19 protein-coding genes are annotated in these 19,738 nt (G+C 59.4%); 9 read left to right on the top strand and 10 right to left on the bottom strand.

Going from position 1 to position 19,738, the window contains the following annotated elements; translation table 11 throughout:
- Positions 1 to 68: 68 nt before the first annotated feature.
- Entirely contained in the window at positions 69 to 524 is a 456-nt protein-coding gene (locus tag J5Y17_RS04245; RefSeq protein WP_219783954.1) for a lipocalin-like domain-containing protein, read from the bottom strand.
- Positions 525 to 673: 149 nt separating this feature from the next.
- Here J5Y17_RS04245 and J5Y17_RS04250 point away from each other — a divergent pair, with 149 nt between their 5' ends.
- The gene (locus tag J5Y17_RS04250; RefSeq protein WP_219783955.1) at positions 674 to 1,567 is read left to right on the top strand and encodes a LysR family transcriptional regulator; all 894 of its coding nucleotides are present in this window, start codon (positions 674 to 676) and stop codon (positions 1,565 to 1,567) included.
- 37 nt (positions 1,568 to 1,604) lie between these two features.
- On the opposite strand, the gene J5Y17_RS04255 is transcribed toward J5Y17_RS04250, so the two are convergent.
- Positions 1,605 to 1,961, bottom strand: coding sequence for a phage holin family protein (locus J5Y17_RS04255; protein WP_219783956.1), 357 nt, complete (start codon positions 1,959 to 1,961; stop codon positions 1,605 to 1,607).
- A 13-nt stretch (positions 1,962 to 1,974) separates the two neighbouring features.
- Entirely contained in the window at positions 1,975 to 2,304 is a 330-nt protein-coding gene (locus J5Y17_RS04260) for a YqjD family protein (RefSeq protein ID WP_219783957.1), read from the bottom strand.
- A gap of 156 nt (positions 2,305 to 2,460) precedes the next feature.
- Between J5Y17_RS04260 and J5Y17_RS04265 the strand changes: the two genes are divergently transcribed.
- On the top strand, positions 2,461 to 2,634 hold the full coding sequence (locus J5Y17_RS04265) for a DUF1328 domain-containing protein (protein WP_219783958.1): 174 nt from the start codon (positions 2,461 to 2,463) through the stop codon (positions 2,632 to 2,634).
- Between the two features lie 147 nt (positions 2,635 to 2,781).
- Here J5Y17_RS04265 and J5Y17_RS04270 read toward each other — a convergent pair whose 3' ends face one another.
- Complete coding sequence (locus J5Y17_RS04270; RefSeq protein ID WP_219783959.1) at positions 2,782 to 3,594, bottom strand: response regulator; 813 nt, start codon at positions 3,592 to 3,594, stop codon at positions 2,782 to 2,784.
- 121 nt (positions 3,595 to 3,715) lie between these two features.
- Here J5Y17_RS04270 and J5Y17_RS04275 point away from each other — a divergent pair, with 121 nt between their 5' ends.
- From J5Y17_RS04275 to J5Y17_RS19295, 3 genes are read left to right on the top strand one after another with little or no spacing between them, the layout of a single operon-like run.
- Positions 3,716 to 3,868 (top strand): NepR family anti-sigma factor, encoded by a 153-nt coding sequence (locus J5Y17_RS04275; protein ID WP_219783960.1) that lies wholly within the window; start codon positions 3,716 to 3,718, stop codon positions 3,866 to 3,868.
- Positions 3,858 to 4,454 carry an RNA polymerase sigma factor gene (locus J5Y17_RS04280; RefSeq protein WP_219783961.1) on the top strand — a complete coding sequence of 199 codons (597 nt, stop codon included), beginning with the start codon at positions 3,858 to 3,860 and terminating at the stop codon, positions 4,452 to 4,454. Before J5Y17_RS04275 ends, J5Y17_RS04280 begins: the two co-directional genes overlap by 11 nt.
- On the top strand, positions 4,451 to 6,202 hold the full coding sequence (locus tag J5Y17_RS19295; protein ID WP_219783962.1) for a histidine kinase dimerization/phosphoacceptor domain -containing protein: 1,752 nt from the start codon (positions 4,451 to 4,453) through the stop codon (positions 6,200 to 6,202). The genes J5Y17_RS04280 and J5Y17_RS19295 overlap by 4 nt, the downstream gene beginning before the upstream one ends.
- Positions 6,203 to 6,218: 16 nt before the next feature.
- On the opposite strand, the gene J5Y17_RS04290 is transcribed toward J5Y17_RS19295, so the two are convergent.
- The 4 genes from J5Y17_RS04290 to J5Y17_RS04305 form a co-directional block, all read right to left on the bottom strand.
- Positions 6,219 to 7,259: an AI-2E family transporter gene (locus J5Y17_RS04290; RefSeq protein ID WP_219783963.1), complete on the bottom strand. Its 1,041-nt coding sequence runs from the start codon at positions 7,257 to 7,259 to the stop codon at positions 6,219 to 6,221.
- Positions 7,260 to 7,471: 212 nt separating this feature from the next.
- The gene (gene metH / locus J5Y17_RS04295) at positions 7,472 to 10,204 is read right to left on the bottom strand and encodes a methionine synthase (RefSeq protein WP_219783964.1); all 2,733 of its coding nucleotides are present in this window, start codon (positions 10,202 to 10,204) and stop codon (positions 7,472 to 7,474) included.
- A complete protein-coding gene (locus tag J5Y17_RS04300) occupies positions 10,201 to 11,232 on the bottom strand; it encodes a homocysteine S-methyltransferase family protein (protein ID WP_219783965.1) in 1,032 nt (343 codons plus the stop codon). The genes metH and J5Y17_RS04300 overlap by 4 nt, the downstream gene beginning before the upstream one ends.
- Positions 11,233 to 11,369: 137 nt before the next feature.
- Positions 11,370 to 12,455, bottom strand: a complete 1,086-nt coding sequence (locus J5Y17_RS04305; protein WP_219783966.1) for a GTP-binding protein — start codon at positions 12,453 to 12,455, stop codon at positions 11,370 to 11,372.
- Between the two features lie 296 nt (positions 12,456 to 12,751).
- Here J5Y17_RS04305 and J5Y17_RS04310 point away from each other — a divergent pair, with 296 nt between their 5' ends.
- The 3 genes from J5Y17_RS04310 (at position 12,752) to J5Y17_RS04320 (ending at position 16,542) form a co-directional block, all read left to right on the top strand.
- Positions 12,752 to 14,038 carry an O-antigen ligase gene (locus tag J5Y17_RS04310; RefSeq protein WP_219783967.1) on the top strand — a complete coding sequence of 429 codons (1,287 nt, stop codon included), beginning with the start codon at positions 12,752 to 12,754 and terminating at the stop codon, positions 14,036 to 14,038.
- 78 nt (positions 14,039 to 14,116) lie between these two features.
- Positions 14,117 to 14,320, top strand: coding sequence for a hypothetical protein (locus J5Y17_RS04315; protein ID WP_219783968.1), 204 nt, complete (start codon positions 14,117 to 14,119; stop codon positions 14,318 to 14,320).
- Positions 14,321 to 14,322: 2 nt separating this feature from the next.
- Positions 14,323 to 16,542: a GumC family protein gene (locus tag J5Y17_RS04320; protein WP_219783969.1), complete on the top strand. Its 2,220-nt coding sequence runs from the start codon at positions 14,323 to 14,325 to the stop codon at positions 16,540 to 16,542.
- A 9-nt stretch (positions 16,543 to 16,551) separates the two neighbouring features.
- Here J5Y17_RS04320 and J5Y17_RS04325 read toward each other — a convergent pair whose 3' ends face one another.
- Complete coding sequence (locus J5Y17_RS04325) at positions 16,552 to 17,370, bottom strand: alpha/beta fold hydrolase (RefSeq protein ID WP_219783970.1); 819 nt, start codon at positions 17,368 to 17,370, stop codon at positions 16,552 to 16,554.
- A 49-nt stretch (positions 17,371 to 17,419) separates the two neighbouring features.
- On the opposite strand from J5Y17_RS04325, the gene J5Y17_RS04330 reads away from it, so the two are divergent.
- Positions 17,420 to 17,743 carry a helix-turn-helix transcriptional regulator gene (locus J5Y17_RS04330; RefSeq protein WP_255571844.1) on the top strand — a complete coding sequence of 108 codons (324 nt, stop codon included), beginning with the start codon at positions 17,420 to 17,422 and terminating at the stop codon, positions 17,741 to 17,743.
- A gap of 129 nt (positions 17,744 to 17,872) precedes the next feature.
- On the opposite strand, the gene J5Y17_RS04335 is transcribed toward J5Y17_RS04330, so the two are convergent.
- Complete coding sequence (locus J5Y17_RS04335) at positions 17,873 to 19,573, bottom strand: PQQ-dependent sugar dehydrogenase (RefSeq protein ID WP_219783972.1); 1,701 nt, start codon at positions 19,571 to 19,573, stop codon at positions 17,873 to 17,875.
- Positions 19,574 to 19,738 lie beyond the last annotated feature (165 nt).

Here is a 19,738-nt window from a genome sequence, read left to right on the forward strand (position 1 = left end):
GTTCTGTGGGATGGGGCGATTGTTTCTCGATGGAAAAGAGGCGGCCGTCTGGCCGCCCCAGAGGTCGTTCAGTAGCGCTCGTAGACCACGCGCCAGTTCTCATCCGGGCTGGTCGGCATCAGGACAAGCTGGTCTTCGGTGGCCTCAAAGCTGCGCTCGAAAGCGCCGCCGATCATGCTGCGGATCAGCGAAGATGAGACATTGATCGTGAAGGTGTCATTGCCTTCGCCAAGGTCATAGGTGCCGTAAAAGGCCTCATAGCCGTTGACCGTATAGGCATTGTCCGGCGCGCTTTCATCGGGATTCATGGCTTGGGTCGAGACGGTGCCGGCCTCGGTAAAGATGATCTGACCGGAGTAGGGCACTTCGGTCAGCTCACCGCCCGGCTCGCCAAAGGCCAGCGATACCATGCGCCATGCGCCGACGAGGTTTTCGGCATTGCTGTCTTGGGCAAAGGCAGCTGTCGTGCCGGAGGCGGCGATCAGTGCGCTGAGCGCGGCGGCCGAGAGAAACTGTTTGGTCATGAGGGATCTCCTTGGTGAACATGAGCCCGCCGGAGTGATGCGCGCGTGGCTTTCCGACGGTTGAACCCAGATTTAGCGCTGGAGTGTTTATGAATTAGAGGGCATACTTTGAATGAAGTAAGAAATATTTTTCATGAATTGGGCGCCATATGCGCGGGGAAAACACCAATGATCTGCGCGCCTTTATCCTTGTGGCGCAGGAACGCAGTTTCACACGCGCGGCGGCGCGGATCGGCGTGTCGCAATCCGCGCTCAGCCATACGATCCGCCAGCTTGAAGAACGGCTGGGCCTACGGCTTTTGACTCGCACCACGCGCTCGGTCGGGTTGACGGAAGCCGGGGAGCGTTTGCTGGCGGGCATTCTCGATCCCTTCGACGAAATCGACGCGCAGGTCGATGCCTTGAGCGCATTGCGTGACACGCCGGCGGGAAGGGTTGGTATCGTCGCCTCAGAATATGCGATTAGCCATGTGCTCTGGCCGAAACTGGCACCGTTTCTCAAGGCGAACCCGGATATTCAGCTGGAAATCACCCTCGACAACGGCCTGACAGACATTGTGGCGGAGGGTTTTGATGCCGGGGTGCGGCGGGGTGAACATCTCGAGAAAGACATGATTTCCGCGAGGATTAGCCCAGAGGTGAGATATGTCGTGGTCGGCACACCTGATCTGTTCGCGACGACACCGCCGCCCGCGCATCCGCGGGAGCTGTCCGATTTTCGATGTGTGAATTTCCGACTGCGCTCCTCTGGGACATTCTTTGCCTGGGAGTTCAAGGAGGGCGATCACGCTTTTCGGGTGCGCGTCGAAGGGCAGGTGGCTTTCAACAATATCTATGATTGCTACAAGGCGGCGCTGGCGGGATTTGGCCTCAGCTACGTGCCGGAACAGATCGCGCAGGATGACATTGCTGCCGGGCGTCTGGTATCGGTTTTGGAAGAGTTTTGCCCCTATTGGGACAGTTTCTACCTCTACTACCCGAACCGGCGTCAGACGCGTCCGGCGTTTCAGGCGGTTTTGAACGCCTTGCGCGAACGGCTGTGAAACTTCGCGTCCAGGTTGAGGAGATGAGGGTAAAGCCTTACTTTCGCAAGGCTTTACCGGCCTGAAGACCTTCGGAGAACGCGATGGCAATGCGGGCGAAGAGATCGTCTTCGGGCGGGCAAGCGGCGCGTCTGTAGGCCTCTTGGGCGCGCTGTTCTTCCAGAGTTTTGGCGTGAGAATCCCGAGTGTTCAAGGCGACGATCACGAGGCCAACGCCCACGTAGACCAAACCAATCACCAGCGCGGCAAATTGAGCATCGCGCAGCGTGCTCAGCGTAATCCAGGCCGCGACGGTCAGAAACCCGATCCCCACTGCCATCAGGATACCGCCCGCAGAGACCCAGGCCGCACGTCGTGCGCCCCGAGCCAAATTATGTTGCAATGCCGTCAGCATAGACCTGCGCCCCTTACGAGCGGCGGCTGGCCAGAAGGCCGACCAGAAAGCCCACACCTGCGGCGATGCCGACGGAGGCGGCGGGGTTTGCACGCACGGTTTTCTCAGCACCGGCATAGGCGTCGCGTGCTTGTTTGCGAGCATGTTCTGCGGTCTCGATGCCTTTCTGTTTGGCAGCTTCAAAGCTGTCTTCGGCGGAGGCGCCAAGCTGAGCTTTCTGAGCACGACCGTAGTCGGCCAGCGTGTTGGTCAATTCGGCCACATCCGCTTTCAGCGTTTCGATTTGAGCCGACAGATCGGCAGAAGTCTCTTTGACGGCGCCATTGGTTTGAGCACGAGCCATGATCTTTCTCCTTTCGTATTTCAGTTGCTCACTTAACGCCTGCGTACCGTCAAAAGTTCCCAAAAAATCATGGGAACCTGAGAAGGGGGCGGGCCGTTATCTCCACAGACCGCGCTAGACAAGCGCATGTATGAAATCGCTAATAAGGAGGCTCCCATGCTAGGCTGGGCACTTACTTTTCTTATCGTCGCGATTATCGCCGGGGTTTTCGGTTTCGGTGGTATCGCAAGCGCATCCGCCGGGATCGCACAAATCCTGTTCTTCATTTTCATCGTCCTGTTTTTGCTGGCGATGGTCGCGCGTGCCGTTCGGGGTAAACCGCCGGTTTAACATCGGCGCACCTCTCCAAACCCGCACCAGAGCGTGACGAATGATCGGGCGCTAATGTGATGATCGAGACGTATCATTTTTGAAGATCGAAACAAAAACGCCCCGCCGAGAGATCGGCGGGGCGTTTTCGATGCGGGATAGGTTCGTTTAGGAGACAAGCGTCTCCGTGCTGGCAAAGAACATCGCCTGCGACACGGCAGAGCGCACCTGATCTTCGCTGTAAGGCTTCGTGATGACAAAGGCAGGCTCAGGGCGGTCGCCGGTCAAAAGGCGCTCGGGGAAGGCGGTGATAAAGATCACCGGCACATCGGCAGAGGCACGCAGGATGTCATTCACCGCGTCGATACCGGAGGAGCCATCCGCCAGTTGGATGTCCGACAGGATCAAATCCGGCTGGGTCTCTTTCGCGAGCTTCACCGCTTCGCTGGCGATGCTGGCCACACCTGTAATCTGGTGACCCATGTCGGCAACGATGCCCTGAAGATCGAGCGCGATGATGGCTTCGTCTTCGATCACCATGACGCGGCCATTGATGCTTTCGGTCATTTCATTTTGGGCGACGTTCAAAAGGTGCTCCACCTCATCGACATCCGTGCCCATGATCTCGGCCACCTCATCGAGAGTGAATTCCTCGATGGTGTGCAGCAACAAGGCCTCTCGGGTGTTCGGTGTCAGGCGACGCAAATGCGCCTGAGCGCGTTTGGCAAGCCCGGTCTCATCCTCGCCCGTGGGGGCGCCTGCGCTGGCCCAGATCAGGTGGAAGGCATGGAACAAAGCCACTTTCGGGCTTTCGATCTCATCAAAGACGGAGCGGTCACTCAAAAGAGCCTCAAGAGTGGTGGCCGCATATTTGTCCCCGGTCTGCTGATCCCCGGTCAACGCCCGCGCATAACGACGCAGATAAGGCAGAAGGCTGGCCACAATGAGGGACAGTTTCTTCTCTGTCGGAGCTGTCGACATAAATTTTCGTCCTTTTTTATCGAATTCTCGGAACCAAACGCAGGCAGAATGCGTTTGGTTCCCGAAAACGGTATAAATTTTTCAGTAAGCCCCCGCAGATGGGCCTGAGATGGGAAAGATAATGGCGCAACACAAACCAAAACATAATCTCGATGAGCAGATCGAGATGAACTTGAAGAAAGTTTACCAGAAGACCCTCGACGAAGAGGTGCCTGATCGCTTCCTGGAACTGCTGGAGCAGTTGAAAGAACAGGATGCGCGCAATGACCAATAAAGCAAGTCTGGCGCAAGACGCCCCGCCGCTCGATCCGCGCGAAGAGATCGTGACGCATTTGCCGGCGATGCGGGCCTTTGCCCTCAGTCTGACGCGCAACCCGTCGCAGGCCGACGATCTGGTGCAAGATGCGGTGATCAAAGCGTGGAAGAACCTCTCTTCTTTCCAAGTGGGCACGAATATGCGGGCCTGGTTGTTCACCATTCTCCGCAACACGTTTTATTCCGACCGCCGCAAAAGCAAACGCGAGGTGCAGGACACCGATGGCGCCTTTGCCGCGACCTTGGCCGAGAAACCGCATCACGACGGACGCCTCGCCATGGCGGATTTTGAAGAAGCCTTTGTTCAGCTCAAAGCCGAACAACGCGAGGCTCTGATGCTGGTGGGCGCTATGGGGTTCTCCTATGAGGAGGCCGCCGAGACCTGTGATGTGGCAGTGGGCACGATCAAAAGCCGTGTGAACCGCGCGCGTCAGGCCCTGAGCGAGCTGATGAACCTCGAAGAGGGGGAGCCTCTGGAGCTGACCGATCAACAGACATTGGCGGTGATGAGCACCAATATGCCGGGACGGGGGGACGCTGCGTGATCTGGCGCGTTGTGCGTGCTCGCGTGGACGGGCTTGGCGTGCGCATTGCGGCTCTTCTGTCGATTGCGCTGTTTCCCATCGGTCTGATTGCTGTTTCCTTGACCCATCAATTCGCCAAAGCGGCGGATGAGCGCGCGCAGAGCAATCTGCTCGCGCTTACCGCGCAGGCGGCGGCGGGGGAGGAGGCGTTGATCCGCACGGGCTTTGGCACGACCGAGGCCTTGGCCGCCGTCATGCCCTTCGTGGCGTCCGACTATGACGCCTGCAACCGGGTGTTTTCGGATTTCATTACAAGCAATCCGTCCTTCTCCTTTGCGGGTTACATCGGCGCGGACGGGTTTATGGTCTGTGGCTCGGACCGCTCTGGATACGATTTTAGAAACCGCAGTCTTTATAAACATATGGTGGAGAAACCTGAGCTTCGGAGTGATCTCATTCTGGATGCCCCGATCAGCGATCAACGCGTCATCGTGCTCTCGGCGCCGGTGTTCGATGACGGCGCGTTCGACGGCTATATCAGTGTCTCTCTGCCGCACGAAGACACCCGCATCAACCTTGAAAACGCCCCGGTCGACCGACCTGTCGAACTGATCACCTTCAATAATGAAGGTGAGGTTTTGAGCGCCTCGGGTGGGCTCGAAAATGTCTATGCGCGCCTGCCGAATGGGCGACCCCTGGTCAATCTCACCGGACAATATCGCAGCTCTTTCACCGGCGAGACCAACGATGGCGAAGCGCGTGTCTTTGCCGTGGTGCCGATCCTGCGCAATCAGGTCTATGCGATCGGCAGTTGGCCGCGAGAGCGCCTGTCCGTGGCGCCGGGCTTGGCGATCGCGACGCCGATGATTTTCCCTATCGCGATGTGGCTCACCAGCCTCGGCGTGGCCTATTTCGCGGTCCACCGTCTGGCGATTAAACACATTCGCCGCCTCAGCCGCGATATGCGCAAATTTGCCGCCACCCGGCGCCATGATGAACGCCGCAAAGATCCCGGCCTGCCGCGAGAATTGCGCGAGATCGAACGCGCCTGGCACGATTTGGCGGAAACCGTGATCCGGGACGAGGCGGAACTTGAGGATACGATCCACGACAAATCGGTACTTTTGAAAGAGGTGCACCACCGTGTCAAAAACAACCTGCAACTGATCGCATCCATCGTGAACATGAAGGTGCGTAAGGCGAAAACGCCCGAAGCGCGGTTCGCGCTCAAAGAGGTGCAGGGCCGTGTCATGAGCATCGCCACCGTGCATCGAAGTCTCTATGAGACCACCACTGAGGGCCGGGTGCGCGCCGACCAATTGTTGCGCAGCACGGTCGGCAAGCTGGTCGATGCGGGGGTTGGCAACGAGGTCAAACTGGAGAACACCCAGACCTACGAGCCGATCACACTCTATCCGGATCAGGCCGTGCCGCTGTCGCTTCTGGCCACAGAGGCCACGACCAACGCCCTGAAATATGTGGGCCGACCCGCAGATGCGCTGCCCTGCGTGGATGTCAGCCTCACGCGATTGGAGCCCGAGATCGCGCGCTTGTCGGTGTCCAACAGCAAAGGCACGCCACTTTTGCCGCCGGAACAGGTCAGCGGCACGGGGCTTGGCACCAGTCTGATCCAAGCGTTTGCGCAGCAACTCGGTGGTCAGCTCAAGGTCGAAGACGAAGAGGGGCGCTACAGCGTCGTGGTGGATTTCCCGATTGCGTCCTTTGATGAGGCATCGGAAGACGGATTTGCCGAGGTGGACGAGGCCTGACGCCTCGCTTCCCGCCTTAGGCCTTCACAGGGTCCGGCTGACGTTGTTTGGCCGGGCCCCAACCGTCAAAAACGGCGAGCCCCCAGACCAAAAGCGGAATGGCTATAAAGCCGCCCACAGGTCCCCAAAGCCAGAGCCAGAAACACAAGGACAGGAAGACCAGAAGCGGGCTGACCTGCATGTGACGCCCGACGAGGGTGGGGGTGATGAATTGGCCCTCCATCATGTTGAGCGTAATGAACGTGGCCGCAGGCGCCAGAGACATTGCGCCGTCAAATGCGATGGTGCCTGCCACGACCAAAGACACGGCGACCATGGCCGGGCCGATGTAGAGCAGGAAATTCATTAAAGCCGCGATCAAGCCCCAAACCATCGGGCCGGGCAGGCCAAGCGCCCAGAGGGCCGTGGCCACGATGATGCCAAAGCAGGTGTTGATCAGGGTAATGGTCAGGAAATAACGCGACACACGGGCGTCTGCGCCACGCAGGCAAGCGCCCGATGGGCTGTCGGGATGAACCTTGGTCAGACCTTCATAGACGTCATCCCGCGACAAGAGGATAAAGAACAGCGCCCCTGCAAAAAGCAGGATCTGCGCGATCATCGACGGTGCTGCAAAAAGGGCGTCTCCCAAAGACGGTAGATCGACGGAGTCGCCTTCATCGCCATTTCCGTCAGGGGAAATCGTATCCTGCACCTCTTTTGTCACGTCGCTGATGCCGCGAAACATATCGCGCATCTGGCCGATGGCTTCACGCAACTCATATTTGATTTCAGGGATTTGCACATAGGCGCGTTCGACAACGGGTTCCGCGACGAACACCAGAGCGGCCAAAAGGCTGAGCACCGTGCCGAGGCTCAAAAGCGCCCCGACCGCGGGCGGCAGGCCAAAGCGTTTCCAGAAATTCGACAGGGGCGAAAGCACCACCGCACAGACAAAGGCCAACACGAAAGGTGCGAGCAGGGCTTGGGCCAAATCGAGCGCGGCCACGACGGCGATGAATGCCAAGATGATCAAGGCCCAATCCGTTGTGCTGCGCCCCCGTGCGGTGTGTGTCATGCTGTTCTCCTCGTTCTGGGAGTAACGCCTGTGACCATGTTTGGGTTCCGGATGGGGGAGAGCCGCCGGGCCCGCCGCTGCGCTATGCCTTTGCGGCGCAGAGCCCAAGGGCGCGCGATAAATGCCGCGCGAATGCGTCTTGGCTCACGCCGTTTGGGGAGAGCTCAGAGGTGGCCGTTCTTTATCCGCGTTCAGTGTGATTGGCCGCCTTTTCAGGCGACCTCACCCTTCGGAGTTGTGACGCCCGCAGGCGTGTAGTTGAGGATCGGCGCAAGCCAGCGTTCGGCCTCCTCGATCTCCATACCTTTGCGGGCGGCGTAATCCGCGACCTGATCGCGTTCCACCTTGGCGACGCCGAAATAATAGGAGTCCGGATGGCCAAGATAGAGGCCCGAGACCGAAGACCCCGGCCACATCGCCATGCTTTCGGTCAGCTCGACCCCCGTGGCCGCTTCGGCGTCCAACAGGTTGAACAGCGTGACTTTTTCGGTGTGATCCGGCTGCGCAGGATAGCCCGGCGCCGGGCGGATCCCACGATACGGCTCGCCGATCAACTCTTCGGGGCTGAAGGTCTCTTCCGCCGCGTAGCCCCAATAGTTGCGCCGCACACGTTCGTGCAGCATCTCCGCCATGGCTTCGGCGTAGCGGTCCGCCAGCGCTTTGACGAGGATCGACGAATAGTTGTCGTGCTCGCGGTCGAAACGGTTGGCGATCTCCACCTCTTCGGGGCCTGCCGTGACGACAAAGCCGCCGACATAATCCGCCGGTCCCCCTTCGGGCGCCACGAAGTCCGACAGCGCGACATTCGGTTTGCCCGCGCGCTTCGCATGTTGCTGGCGCAGGGTGTGGAGCATGGCAAGCTCTTCCTTGCGGTCCTCGCCGGTGTAGAGCCGGATGTCGTCGCCCGTAGCATTGGCGGGCCAGAATCCCACGACGGCGCGCGGCCCGAACCATTTTTCCTCGATGATCCGTTTGAGCATGGCTTGCGCATCGGCGAACAACGCTCGCGCCGCTTCGCCCTGTTTCGGATCGTCGAGGATTTTTGGGTAGACGCCTTTCAATTCCCAGGTGCGGAAGAATGGCGTCCAGTCGATGTACTCGGCAATCTCCGCGAGATCCCAATCCTCGATCACCTTTGCGCCAAAGAATTTCGGCGCTTCAACCTTATAGTCGCTCCAGTCGATGGAGAATGCATTGCCGCGGGCGGTGGCCAGAGGCACGCGCTGTTTTTCGCGTTCGGAGCGCTCGTGGCGCTCGGCGACCTTGGCATATTCTTCCCGAATATCCGTGACATAGGAGGATTTGTTTGCAGCCGACAAGAGGTTGCCAACGACCCCCACCGCGCGGCTGGCGTCCAGCACGTAGACCGCCGGACCCGAGTAACGCGGGGCGATTTTCACCGCTGTGTGGACCTTCGACGTCGTCGCGCCACCGATCAGCAGAGGAATGTGGAAATCCTCGCGCTCCATCTCGGCGGCCAGATGCACCATCTCGTCGAGGCTCGGCGTGATGAGGCCCGACAGGCCGATCACATCGACATTCTCTTCGCGCGCCACTTGCAGGATTTTCTGCGGCGGGACCATGACGCCGAGATCGACGATCTCATAGTTGTTGCAGGCCAGAACGACGCCCACGATGTTCTTGCCGATGTCATGCACATCGCCTTTGACCGTCGCCATCAAAACCTTGCCCGCCGACTGGCGGCCATCGCCACCGGTGAGGCGCTTTTCCTCTTCCATATAGGGCAGAAGCACCGCGACCGCCTGTTTCATCACGCGGGCGGATTTCACCACCTGCGGCAGGAACATTTTGCCGGAGCCAAAGAGATCGCCGACGACGTTCATGCCGTCCATCAGCGGGCCTTCGATCACATGGAGCGGGCGTTCGGCGGCCTGACGGGCCTCTTCGGTGTCCGCTTCGATGAATTCGGTGATGCCGTTGACCAGCGCATGTTCGAGACGCTTCTCGACGGGCCAGTCGCGCCAGGCCAGATCGCGCACTTTCTCTTCGCGCTTGTCGCCGCGGAAGCGGTCGGCGATGTCCAGAAGTCGCTCAGTCGCCGTGCCGCCGGCTTTCGGCGTGCGGTTTAGCACCACGTCTTCGCAGGCCTCGCGCAGCTCCGGGTCGATCTGGTCGTAAACGGCCAGCTGACCGGCGTTGACAATGCCCATGTCCATTCCCGCCTTGATGGCGTGATAGAGGAAGACGGCATGCATCGCCTCGCGCACCGGCTCGTTGCCACGGAAGCTGAACGACAGGTTCGAAACGCCGCCAGAGATGTGACAATAGGGCAGGTTTTCCCGGATCCAACGCGTGGCTTCAATGAAATCGACGCCGTAATTGTCATGCTCTTCGATCCCGGTGGCGACGGCAAAGACGTTCGGGTCGAAAATGATGTCCTCGGGCGGGAAACCCATTTCGTCCACGAGAATACGGTAGGCGCGGGCGCAAATCTCGGTCTTGCGCTCAAAGGTGTCCGCCTGACCTTGTTCGTCAAAGGCCATGACCACGACCGCCGCGCCATAGGCGAGACACAGCCCCGCGTGATGGCGGAACAACTCTTCGCCCTCTTTCAGAGAGATCGAGTTGACGACGGATTTGCCCTGAACGCATTGCAGACCGGCCTCGATGACCTCCCATTTCGAACTGTCGATCATGATCGGCACGCGGGCGATGTCGGGCTCGGAGGCGATGAGGTTCAGAAACTCAATCATCGCCTGTTTTGAATCGATCAGACCCTCATCCATGTTGATGTCGATGATCTGGGCGCCGTTCTCGACCTGATCGCGGGCCACATCGAGGGCGGTGGCGAAATCGCGGTTGACGATCAGCTTTTTGAACTTTGCAGAGCCCGTCACATTGGTGCGCTCGCCGACGTTCACAAACGGAATATCGGGTGTCAAAACAAAGGGTTCGAGACCGGAAAGACGCAGGTAATGGCTCATGCGGAAATCTCCCGAGGGGCAAAAGAGGCGACGGCATCGGCGATGGCGGCGATGTGTTCGGGCGTGGTGCCACAGCAGCCGCCGACCACATTGACGAGCCCCTCGCGGGCAAACTCGCCGACCTGTGCGGCGGTTTGCTCGGGCGTTTCGTCATATTGGCCGAAGGCATTCGGAAGCCCCGCGTTCGGATAGGCGCAAATCAGCGAGCTGCTGACACCGGCCAACTCGGCGATGTGGGGCCGCATGGCCGCCGCGCCCAAGGCGCAGTTGAGGCCGACGGAGAAGGGCCGTGCATGCATCACGGAATGCCAGAATGCAGTGGGGGTCTGACCCGACAGCGTCCGGCCCGAAGCATCGGTGATCGTGCCGGAGATCATGACCGGCAGGCGCACGCCCGCCTCGGCGAAGGCCTCGAAACTGGCGAAAATGGCGGCTTTTGCATTGAGCGTGTCAAAGATCGTCTCGATCAGGATCAGGTCAGAGCCGCCGTCAATGAGGCCTTTGATCTGTTCGCCGTAAGCCACGCGCAGGTCGTTGAAACTCACCGCGCGGTAGCCCGGATCGTTCACATCGGGGCTGATCGAGGCCGTGCGGTTGGTCGGCCCCACGGCGCCCGCGACATAGCGTTTGCGCCCGTCCTCGGCCTCGGCACGCTCAGCGGCGCGGCGTGCGACCTGAGCACCCGCGACGTTCAGGTCATAGACCGCATGCTCAAGGCCGTAATCGGCCTGTGCGATGGTGGTCGAGGAAAACGTGTTGGTCTCCATGATGTCCGCGCCGGCTTTGGCGAAACGGTAATGGATTTCCTCGATCACCCCCGGCTGGGTCAGGGACAACAGATCGTTGTTGCCCTGCTGCGGGTGATTGGATTTCAGATCATAGGACCCGTCGCCCTGAAAATCGTCCTCTGTGAGGCCAAAGGTCTGCACCTGCGTGCCCATGGCGCCGTCGAGAATGATGATCCGCTCTGCGGCAAGTTTGCGCAGAGGGGCGAGGCAGGGGGCATCTGGGAGAGAGAAATTGATCATGGCGCTCCTCGGGGACTGGGTGCGTTGGATGTGTGCGTTTCGCCAATATACACCGAAGGCGCAGGGCGTTGAGGCGATATAGTCTCAGTTGAACATGAGCGGTAGCGAATAATTCTTAAGATAATGATGAGCGAGATTCATCTGGACGGCATGAGAGGAAGGCCTGCAGTGCCGATCCGCTCAAACTGCGCCTGAAGGGCGGGGGCGTCGAGATGTGTCCCGATCAGCACCAGCCGGGTGCTGGCTTGACCGCCGGGCCATGCATCGAGGCGCTGTAGCGGATAAAGCCGGTGACCGACGGCATGGACCAGCGCCGGTGTGCTGGGATCGTCGCTCAATGCCACGAGGCCCTTGATCCGCAGGAGGCCGTTTTCGGGTTTGCGGCACAGGGCTCCCAGAAAGGCCAGAAGCGCGGCTTCCGGCAGGGGCGCTTCTGCAGTCAGGGTCAGCGCCGTGACATCGCCGTGCCGGTTGAGATCGTGAAAGGCCCCACAAGCGTGATCATGATCGGAGGCAAGCCATTTCGCGACATCCTCGCCCTTGCCAAAGGCGGAATAGCTTCCGGCCGCTAACAGCGCACCGGGGTCAAACCCGGCATCCGCGGCCCGGTGCAACCGCGCAGTGGCGTTCAGGGCGTGAAGCCGGTCTGTCACTCTTGCCACCTGTTCTGGTCCGACCTCATCGAGATGGGTCAGCACCAGATGATCGGAAAAGGCGATCTGGCGCAGGCTTTCGGGATGCTGCGCAAGTGCGGCCTCAAGCCCGGCGACATCGACCACAGTGGTGACCGACGACAGCCGAAACATGCGGGCGACCATGTGGTCGCGCAGAGCCATGGCGGGTAGCCCGCCGGGGATCAGGCTGTTGAGGATCGGCGCGGGATCGGCCAGCCCTGTGGTCTCGACAATGACGCGCGAAAACGGTGGCAGGCTACCGTTTTGTCGCCCGACCAACAGCCGTTCCAGTGAAGAGCGCAAATCGCTGCCCGCCGTGCAACAGATACAGCCCGAGGTTGTCACCATCACCCGTTCGGAACCTTCGCCTACCAAATCCTGTTCGATCAGATCCTGATCGATCGGCACGAGGCCGAATTCATTGATGATCAGCGCGCTGTCCTGAAACCTCGGGTCCTGCAAAATCCGGTTCAAGAGCGTGGTTTTCCCTGCGCCGAGAAAGCCGGTCAGGAGGTGGACGGGAAGCTGATCAGAGGAGGGGCGTGCCATGGGCGCAGTGTCTCACGTCGGTCAAGTGCGGGCAAGAAGCAGGTGTTCAAAGCATGAGACTCACCAGGACGTCGAGCGGATCAATCGCGCCCAAAACGTTCGCGTTGCGATGGAAAACCGAGCAACAGCCCCTTTGATGCGCGCAAAATACGGCGCTTTGGCGCGTTTTTGAGCACAAACGCCTCAAGAAAAGATTGGGTCGGACCGGAAACCTGCATGTAATGTTATAGAAGCATGCTTTTGTAACCGGGTGGCTGACCCGCGTTTGCGGCGCGTGTAAGAAGAGTGACGATTGTATGATGACGCCAGAGGGGACAATCTATCCCACCGCCCCCCGTCCGCTTGTGCGGGCAGGTCAGGGGCGGGCGCGCTACGATCAAGGTTGGTTCGGGATGAGCGTCAAGCTGCGCGATCACCTTTTGCTGACACTCTGGCTGGTCGTGACCTTCAAACAGTTCCCGATGGACGAGCTGATCCTCTATCCGCTTTCGCTCTATTTCGGCTATGCATTTCTGCGCGACATCGACGAGCTCTTTCCGATTGTCGCGAAATCCTGGGTCCTGTTTCTGTTTCCGATCTGGTGCACGCTGTCGGTGCTTTGGGGCGTCAACCCGAGCACCATTATCAAATCCGCCGCGCAGGGATTTTTGACCGTGATGATCTGTTACTGCGTGGCGCTCAGGCTTGAACGCCGTGATGTGCTTGTCTCACTGGTTTTTGCAGCGGGGATATTTGCCATCGCCTCACTGGTCCTGCCGTCAACAGGCGGTAAAGCCTCGCGCGGGGTGTTTGCCTCGAAAAACTCCATGGGGCTGAACATGGTGATCCTCTGGACGGCGGCGCTTTGTGTGACGTTTGATTATGGCCAGCACCGCCTCATTCGCCTTGCTGCTGGCATTCTGGCGGCCTGTGCTCTGGCACTGGTGTTCATTTCCAACTCAGCCACGGCCGTGCTTTTGGCTTTCGCGCTGTTGCTGGTGATCCTTCTGTCCAAAATCCTTGAAGGCCGGGGGTTTTTGCATCCTTCGATCCTGGTGATCCTGACCTTGGGGCTCAGTTTCTTGCTGATCGGGGCCTCTTTGGTGTTTTCGGTCGCCAATATCGATGTGATCGGTCTTGTTCTTGAAGAGTTTGGCAAGGACGCGACGCTGACCGGGCGCACCGTATTGTGGGGCTATGCGTTTGAGCAGATCAAGGAGCATCCGCTTTTGGGCGTCGGTCACGGAGGGTTCTGGAATCCGCGCGACTGGACCCATGTGTCGCGTAAAATCTTTGTCGACTTCCACAAGGATTTCAACGCCTCCTTCACCTTCCACAACGCCTATCTGCAGACCGCCGTACACCAAGGTCTGATTGGGCTTGGGATCGCGATCACGGCCTTTTTCTTTTCGATCTGGCAGGTCTTTGCCGCGATGATCCGCAAATGCGAGATGCCGCAGGCGTTTTTTGTCGCCATCGCCCTGATGATTTTTGCCCGCAACATGACGGAGCCGGGGCTGATGACGCCCTTCGCGCTGATGACGATGGTGCTCTACATGGGGGCGCTGATCGGCGTTCGGGAGCGGGTCTATGGTGCGTCTTGATCAGGTTCGTGCGTGTTTTTCGAGTGTTTTGATATGGTAAACAAATCCCTGTTACATACTGGTTTGTATGGTGCGCGCATGGAAATGACCGCTCAAAAAATGAGCGTCACAGGAATTGTCAGTGTTCGCGCGGGAAATTCCTTGATTGCGCAACAGCGGTTGCGAAAGCTGAAAATGAGGCCGGAGGGGCATGTCGCGTTCCCGGCCGAGGAGGGGGCTGTGACATTGCGACATGACCGGCAGCTGTGCCGGAAATATGGCGATGGGCTTGAAAGGGTGTGAGTATGAACCAGTATAGCGGCGTTCCTGCGCGGTCGAAGAACGACTTTGGGCCACAAGATCACCTGTCCTCTCCACCAGAGACCGCAGCGCCGAAAATGCGCCTGAGCGATCTGATTGCTTTGATCAAGGACGGTCGCAAGACCATCGGGATTTTTGCGGGCACGGCGGTGGTGCTGACCGGCATTCTGCTGTTGAATGCGACGCCCCGCTATGTGGCCTATTCACAGATGCTTCTGGGCGAACAGGGGTTGAGCGCGCAGAACAGTTTTGATCTGGTCGAGGAACAGAACCTCACCAGCTCGGTGATCGAGGGGGAATTGGCCGTACTACGCTCCAACGTTTTGCTGCACCGTGTGGCGGAGCGGCTTGAACTCGAGACCGTGCCGGAATTCAACCCTGCGGCCTTGAATCCGGACGAGGGGCCATCTTTCATTGGCGGGCTTAAATCTTGGCTCAAATCTCTGGTCCCGGACTTCGACGCGGATCGCGGCGCGGAGATCGAAGAGGTCGAGAGCCAGATCGCAGTTGCGGCCTCTGCGAGCGCCACGCAATTGGGCGAATATCGTGATATCGTGGGCAAGCTGCGCCGCTCTTTCTCGGTGCGCCAGCAGGGCACATCCTATGTGGTGCAGGTGACCGCGGAATCCGAGGATCCCGATTTGGCCGCCGCTCTGTCAAACACGTTGATGGACGAATATGTGAAATTCCTGACCGACAAACGCTTTGATGCGGCGCAGGAATTCACCCATTGGCTGGAAGTTCGGGTGAACGATCTGGCCGTGACACTCGAAGAGTCCGAGCGCGCTGTGGTTGACTATCGCGCCCGGATGGAGGCCGATGCCGACAACCGCTCGCGTCTCGATCAGCAGATGACTGAACTGACCACGCGTCTCGTGCAACAGCGCGCGGAACTGGCCCAGATCAATGCTCTGCGCGACAAGATGAACGAGATGCTGGAAAATGACGGCCCGCTGGCCGCCCAGCTTTTGTCCTCTTCTGAGGAGATGGTGGAATATCGCAGCCAGATGTCGAGCCTGCGTCAGCGCGAAGCCAATGCGGTCGGCCGGTTTGGCGAGGATTCCGCGCAGGTCGCCTCGATCCGCCGCACCATTGAACAGCTCGAAGATGCTATAGAAACCGAGGTGCGCCGCGAATTGGACCGGCTGGAAAACCAGCGCGAGGTTCTGACCGTTGTCGTCGGCTCGATGGACAATTCGCTTTCGGAACTGTCGCGGTTGATGCTCAATCAGTCGGGCGAAGAAATCCAACTGAGCCAGCTGCGCCGCGTGGCGGATGCGAACCGTCAGGTCTATCAACAATTCCTCGGTCGCTTCAAAGAACTGAGCGAATTGCAGAGTCTTCAAAGCCCGGATGCAGAGGTGATTTCCTACGCCAACCCGCCGAGCGCGCCGGTCTATCCGCGCCGGAAACTGTCGCTGATCCTTGCGGCGATTGGCGGCGTGTTTCTGGGCGTGGCTTACCTTTTGGTGCGCAACATGTTGCCGCAGAAACTCGGCACGGAACAGCAGCTGGCCCAAGGCACAGGCGTTGGCGTCTATGGTACGGTGAGGGGCATCGGCGACGATCTGTTGCTCTATGATCTGTGCAGCAAGCTGAACAGCAAACCCGACAGCGATTTGGCGAAACAGGCGATGCGTCTGGCCAATAACGTCGATATGCGCGCAGGGGGCGCGGCGCGCACGATTCTTGTGAACACGGACACCGACCGGATCGATCGGCTGCACACGGTGGTCATGCTGGCCTGGGCGCAGGCGCGCAAGGGCCGCAATTGCGTCTTCCTCGACGCCGACATCCGCGGCGCGCAGCTGTCGTCGAAGCTCGAGTACCTCAAACCGAAATCGAACCTTGCCGATGTGCTCTACGGCAATGGCGATGTCGAGGATGCGCTGACCCGGATGCCGCGGGTGGGGGCCTTCTTCATGCCGACCGAAACTATGACCGGCGCCAACCCCGCCGTCGTGTTCGACACGGAAAAATATCACGAGGTGATGCAGGCCCTTCTGGCCGAGGCCGACACAGTGATCATCGCCCCGCCGCCCGCCACGAGCTTTACCGAAGCCTACACGGCGACGGATGCGGTGGATGCCAACCTCTTTGTCGTCCGCGCAGGCACTCTGACGGCGGCGGATCTGAGCGAACCGCTGGCCATCGCGCAATCCGCCAAGGCGCAGAACTTCGGGTTGATCATGACGTCGGAGTGAGGTGGAGGCTCAGAGAGGCCCGATGGTCTTGAGAACCGCGGCGACCAACACTTCGGGCCGATCTTCCTGCACGAGATGCCCGGCGTTCGGGATCGGGATGACGGGATGATCCGAGATCAGGGCTGCAAGGGCTGCACCTTTTTTATAGGGAATCCACCCGTCTTCCTTTCCCCAGAGAACGGAGACGGGACAGTCCAGGCGGTCGTATAGCGTTTCGACCTCATCGGTGAATCTCTGATCCATCTGCGCGATCTGCCGATAGAATGCGGCTTGGCCGATGGGGCCAAGCCATGGGGCGCTGTAGATGTCAAAGGCCTCTTCGGACAGAGGCCGATGCGCTGCCGTCTGCAAATAGGCGCGAAGTAAGGCTCGGTGCATATAGTCCGGCATGCCCGAAAACGCGGCTTCGTGTTGGCGCACATGTTGCACAAAGGGCGATCCCCAAGGCGCCAGAGCCACCGCATCGAAAATCGTCAAAGAGGCATAGCGAAGCCCGTTGAGATACCACGCACGCAGGGCCGTGGCGCCGCCAAAATCATGGGCCAGAACATCAGGGCGTTCGAGACCCCACCCTTCAAACAGAGCGGCGAGGACCCTGTTTTGCACGGCCAGAGACACGTCTTGGCCGTCACGCATCTCTGACTGACCGTAGCCCACCAGATCAAAATAATAGACCGTCCTGCGGTCCGCGAATTCCGGCACGATCCTGCGCCAGACTTGCGAGGAAAACGGTGTGCCGTGGATTGCGACGAGTGGTGGCCCGTTCCCGATCCGCCCCCAACGGACCGCATTGCCCTCGATGATCGTGATGTTCGGCAGATCAAGCATCTTTGCGACTCATATTGTTAATTAGCTAATTAACGATATGATAAAGCTCATGGACAGATCAATACAAATCAAAGCCGTGGCCAGTGAGCAGCGGCTGCGCATCCTTCAGCTCTTGGCGGAGCCGGGCGAGCACTTCGGTCATCAGTGGTCCGCCGATCCGGTGGAGTTCGGCGTCTGCATGACGTTGATTGCTGAGGCCCTGTCGGTCGCTCAGCCCACAGCCAGCAGGCATCTGGATATTCTGAAACAGGCGGGCTTCATCTCGGTGCAAAAGCATTTGAAGTGGTCGTATTGCAAACGCAATGAGGGCGCGATAAAGGGCTATCTGCTCTGGTTGCAGGGCGAAATTCGAGCTGTGTCGACGGGCAGTTGAAGCTGGGTTTCATCTCGCGTTTTGATCGGCGCTAAGGCAAAAATACCTTGGTCGCCTCAAGAAAAAAGGCCACCACGATCCTTCGCGGAGGCCTTTTCACGCATCTGACGCATCAAGGTCTTAGCGGCTTCACAGCTCACACAACGCCTTCGCAATCGCCAGAGAGACATTCTCATTCTCGATGCCTTCCCAGCCCATGCTGGTGTCCGGCAACATGCCGAAAGGATCGGAGATATAGGCCTGAAGGGTTTGTTCGGTCCACACACCGCCCAGTTTGTCCAAGGCGCCGGAATAGCCTTCGAAGGGGCTGCTGCCCGGCTCGCGGCTACAGATGTTGTGAAGCGACGGGCCCGCGCCATTGTCGACGCCTTCGAGCAGGCTATGGCATTGCAGACAGGCCGCCATGGTCCCATCCGCGGCAGCCAGCACATCGGCGTCCGCGGCATAGCTGGTCAACAGCTCGTCAAACCGCGCCATCGGATCGGGGCCGGTGTCGGCAGTCAGGAACGACAGGCGGCGGTCGTCGGTGTAAAGCACGATGGTCTTGCCACCGTGGATCGCGTCCATGTCGCGGATGCGCATCTCGACGTCGATCGGCTCGACATAGATGCCCCGGCCATCCTCGATATGCACCCGATGCACCGCGCCGCTCAATGCGCCGACAAGCACGTCACCGTCCCAAGCATAGTGGAAATTCTCAACCGCCAGAGCGGAGGAGGGCGCAATCGAGGGGACAAAGGCGATCACCGGCTTGTCGTAGCCATCGTGATTGGCGTGGCGGTCGCCGTTGCCCGCCGGTTTGCGATTGTATTTCGTGCCATAGCTCACCGCCGGAAAGCCGAAATTCGCGCCGTCGAAGACGAGGTTCAACTCATCGCCGCCCTGCATGCCGTGGTCAGAGACCCAAATGCGGCCCTCGCCATCGACGCTGACCCCTTGCGGGTTGCGCAGGCCTTTGGCGATGGCGGTCTTTTCGCCACTCTCGATGTTCACCAACAGCATCTTGCCGTAATCCATGTCATCCGAAAGGCCGATGGCATCGGAGAAATCGCGTTCTGCAAAGCGGTCGGCACGTTCGTAGGCGCCCGAAGACCAGGCGATGCGCCCGTCGGGCATCCGGTCCATGCGCCCGCCAGCCTCAAGGCCGAACATGCCTTTGCCGGTGGTGAACAGTTCAAGGCAGGGCTCGGTGCGGGCAATGACGATCCAGTCGTCGGACGCAGCACTCCAGTTCAAAGGATCGTCCCCTTGAACCGAAAGCCGCGCCATGGCGCTTCCGAAACACTTCTGTTCCGGCAGCCATTCCGTGTAGGACAGCAAGAGATAACCCGCGCCCTCTTGTGCGCGCGGATAGTAGAAAATGTCGTTGAAGCGCATCCAGTTGAAGTTGATTTCGATCTGGCCCAATTCACCCGCGTCCAATTGAGACTGAAGCGCGTCTCGGTTGTCATCGGGCGGCGCGACGTCGAGCTCTTGGACAACATTGTCGGTGACGGAATACATCTTGCCCAGCCGGTCGGTGACCAGAACGGTGTCCTCTCCGATAGTGCCGATACCGCCCGCGAAATCCTTGGCTGAAGCGGGGAGGAAGATCGTCTCTTGGGTCAGGATGGCGCGGTTGGTGACCAGACGCTCGGGTTCGGGCTCGGCGCCGGCGTTGAAGTAGGAATTATACATCCCGTTCAACTTGTAATGGATCTGCGCCGGAAAGCTGAACCGGTTCTGCATTTCCGTGTTGAGCGCGTAGCCCGCCCAAATCCCGCCGCCGAAAATTCCGGCCAGACAGACGATGGCCACCAAGGCCAGCGCCAAGATACGCTTTCGTGACATGTTCATTTCCCCGCCAACATACTCATCAATTTACCACACCACAGGTAGCGTGACTGTACGACGGATTGGTAACGAGGTGAACGCTCGTGAAATGCCGTCGGGGTTCCAACCTGAGTCGTCTGCGTAAGAGCCGCGATCCTGTGACAATTTTGGGCGCTCTTTGAG

The sequence above is a fragment of the Celeribacter sp. PS-C1 genome, assembly GCF_019429625.1.
In the GTDB taxonomy this organism is placed as follows: Bacteria; Pseudomonadota; Alphaproteobacteria; order Rhodobacterales; family Rhodobacteraceae; genus Celeribacter.

What these genes read in the sequence shown, in the direction of transcription:
- J5Y17_RS04280 (WP_219783961.1), top strand. Translation starts at nt 3,858, where the DNA reads ATGACCAATAAAGCAAGTCTGGCGCAAGACGCCCCGCCGCTCGATCCG.
- J5Y17_RS04305 (WP_219783966.1), bottom strand. Translation starts at nt 12,455, where the DNA reads ATGGCACGCCCCTCCTCTGATCAGCTTCCCGTCCACCTCCTGACCGGC.
- J5Y17_RS04290 (WP_219783963.1), bottom strand. Translation starts at nt 7,259, where the DNA reads ATGACACACACCGCACGGGGGCGCAGCACAACGGATTGGGCCTTGATC.
- J5Y17_RS04330 (WP_255571844.1), top strand. Translation starts at nt 17,420, where the DNA reads ATGGACAGATCAATACAAATCAAAGCCGTGGCCAGTGAGCAGCGGCTG.
- J5Y17_RS04265 (WP_219783958.1), top strand. Translation starts at nt 2,461, where the DNA reads ATGCTAGGCTGGGCACTTACTTTTCTTATCGTCGCGATTATCGCCGGG.
- J5Y17_RS04260 (WP_219783957.1), bottom strand. Translation starts at nt 2,304, where the DNA reads ATGGCTCGTGCTCAAACCAATGGCGCCGTCAAAGAGACTTCTGCCGAT.
- J5Y17_RS04320 (WP_219783969.1), top strand. Translation starts at nt 14,323, where the DNA reads ATGAACCAGTATAGCGGCGTTCCTGCGCGGTCGAAGAACGACTTTGGG.
- J5Y17_RS04325 (WP_219783970.1), bottom strand. Translation starts at nt 17,370, where the DNA reads ATGCTTGATCTGCCGAACATCACGATCATCGAGGGCAATGCGGTCCGT.
- J5Y17_RS04335 (WP_219783972.1), bottom strand. Translation starts at nt 19,573, where the DNA reads ATGTCACGAAAGCGTATCTTGGCGCTGGCCTTGGTGGCCATCGTCTGT.
- J5Y17_RS04275 (WP_219783960.1), top strand. Translation starts at nt 3,716, where the DNA reads ATGGCGCAACACAAACCAAAACATAATCTCGATGAGCAGATCGAGATG.
- J5Y17_RS04310 (WP_219783967.1), top strand. Translation starts at nt 12,752, where the DNA reads ATGATGACGCCAGAGGGGACAATCTATCCCACCGCCCCCCGTCCGCTT.
- J5Y17_RS04245 (WP_219783954.1), bottom strand. Translation starts at nt 524, where the DNA reads ATGACCAAACAGTTTCTCTCGGCCGCCGCGCTCAGCGCACTGATCGCC.
- J5Y17_RS04255 (WP_219783956.1), bottom strand. Translation starts at nt 1,961, where the DNA reads ATGCTGACGGCATTGCAACATAATTTGGCTCGGGGCGCACGACGTGCG.
- J5Y17_RS04300 (WP_219783965.1), bottom strand. Translation starts at nt 11,232, where the DNA reads ATGATCAATTTCTCTCTCCCAGATGCCCCCTGCCTCGCCCCTCTGCGC.
- J5Y17_RS04315 (WP_219783968.1), top strand. Translation starts at nt 14,117, where the DNA reads ATGGAAATGACCGCTCAAAAAATGAGCGTCACAGGAATTGTCAGTGTT.
- J5Y17_RS04250 (WP_219783955.1), top strand. Translation starts at nt 674, where the DNA reads ATGCGCGGGGAAAACACCAATGATCTGCGCGCCTTTATCCTTGTGGCG.
- J5Y17_RS04270 (WP_219783959.1), bottom strand. Translation starts at nt 3,594, where the DNA reads ATGTCGACAGCTCCGACAGAGAAGAAACTGTCCCTCATTGTGGCCAGC.
- metH (WP_219783964.1), bottom strand. Translation starts at nt 10,204, where the DNA reads ATGAGCCATTACCTGCGTCTTTCCGGTCTCGAACCCTTTGTTTTGACA.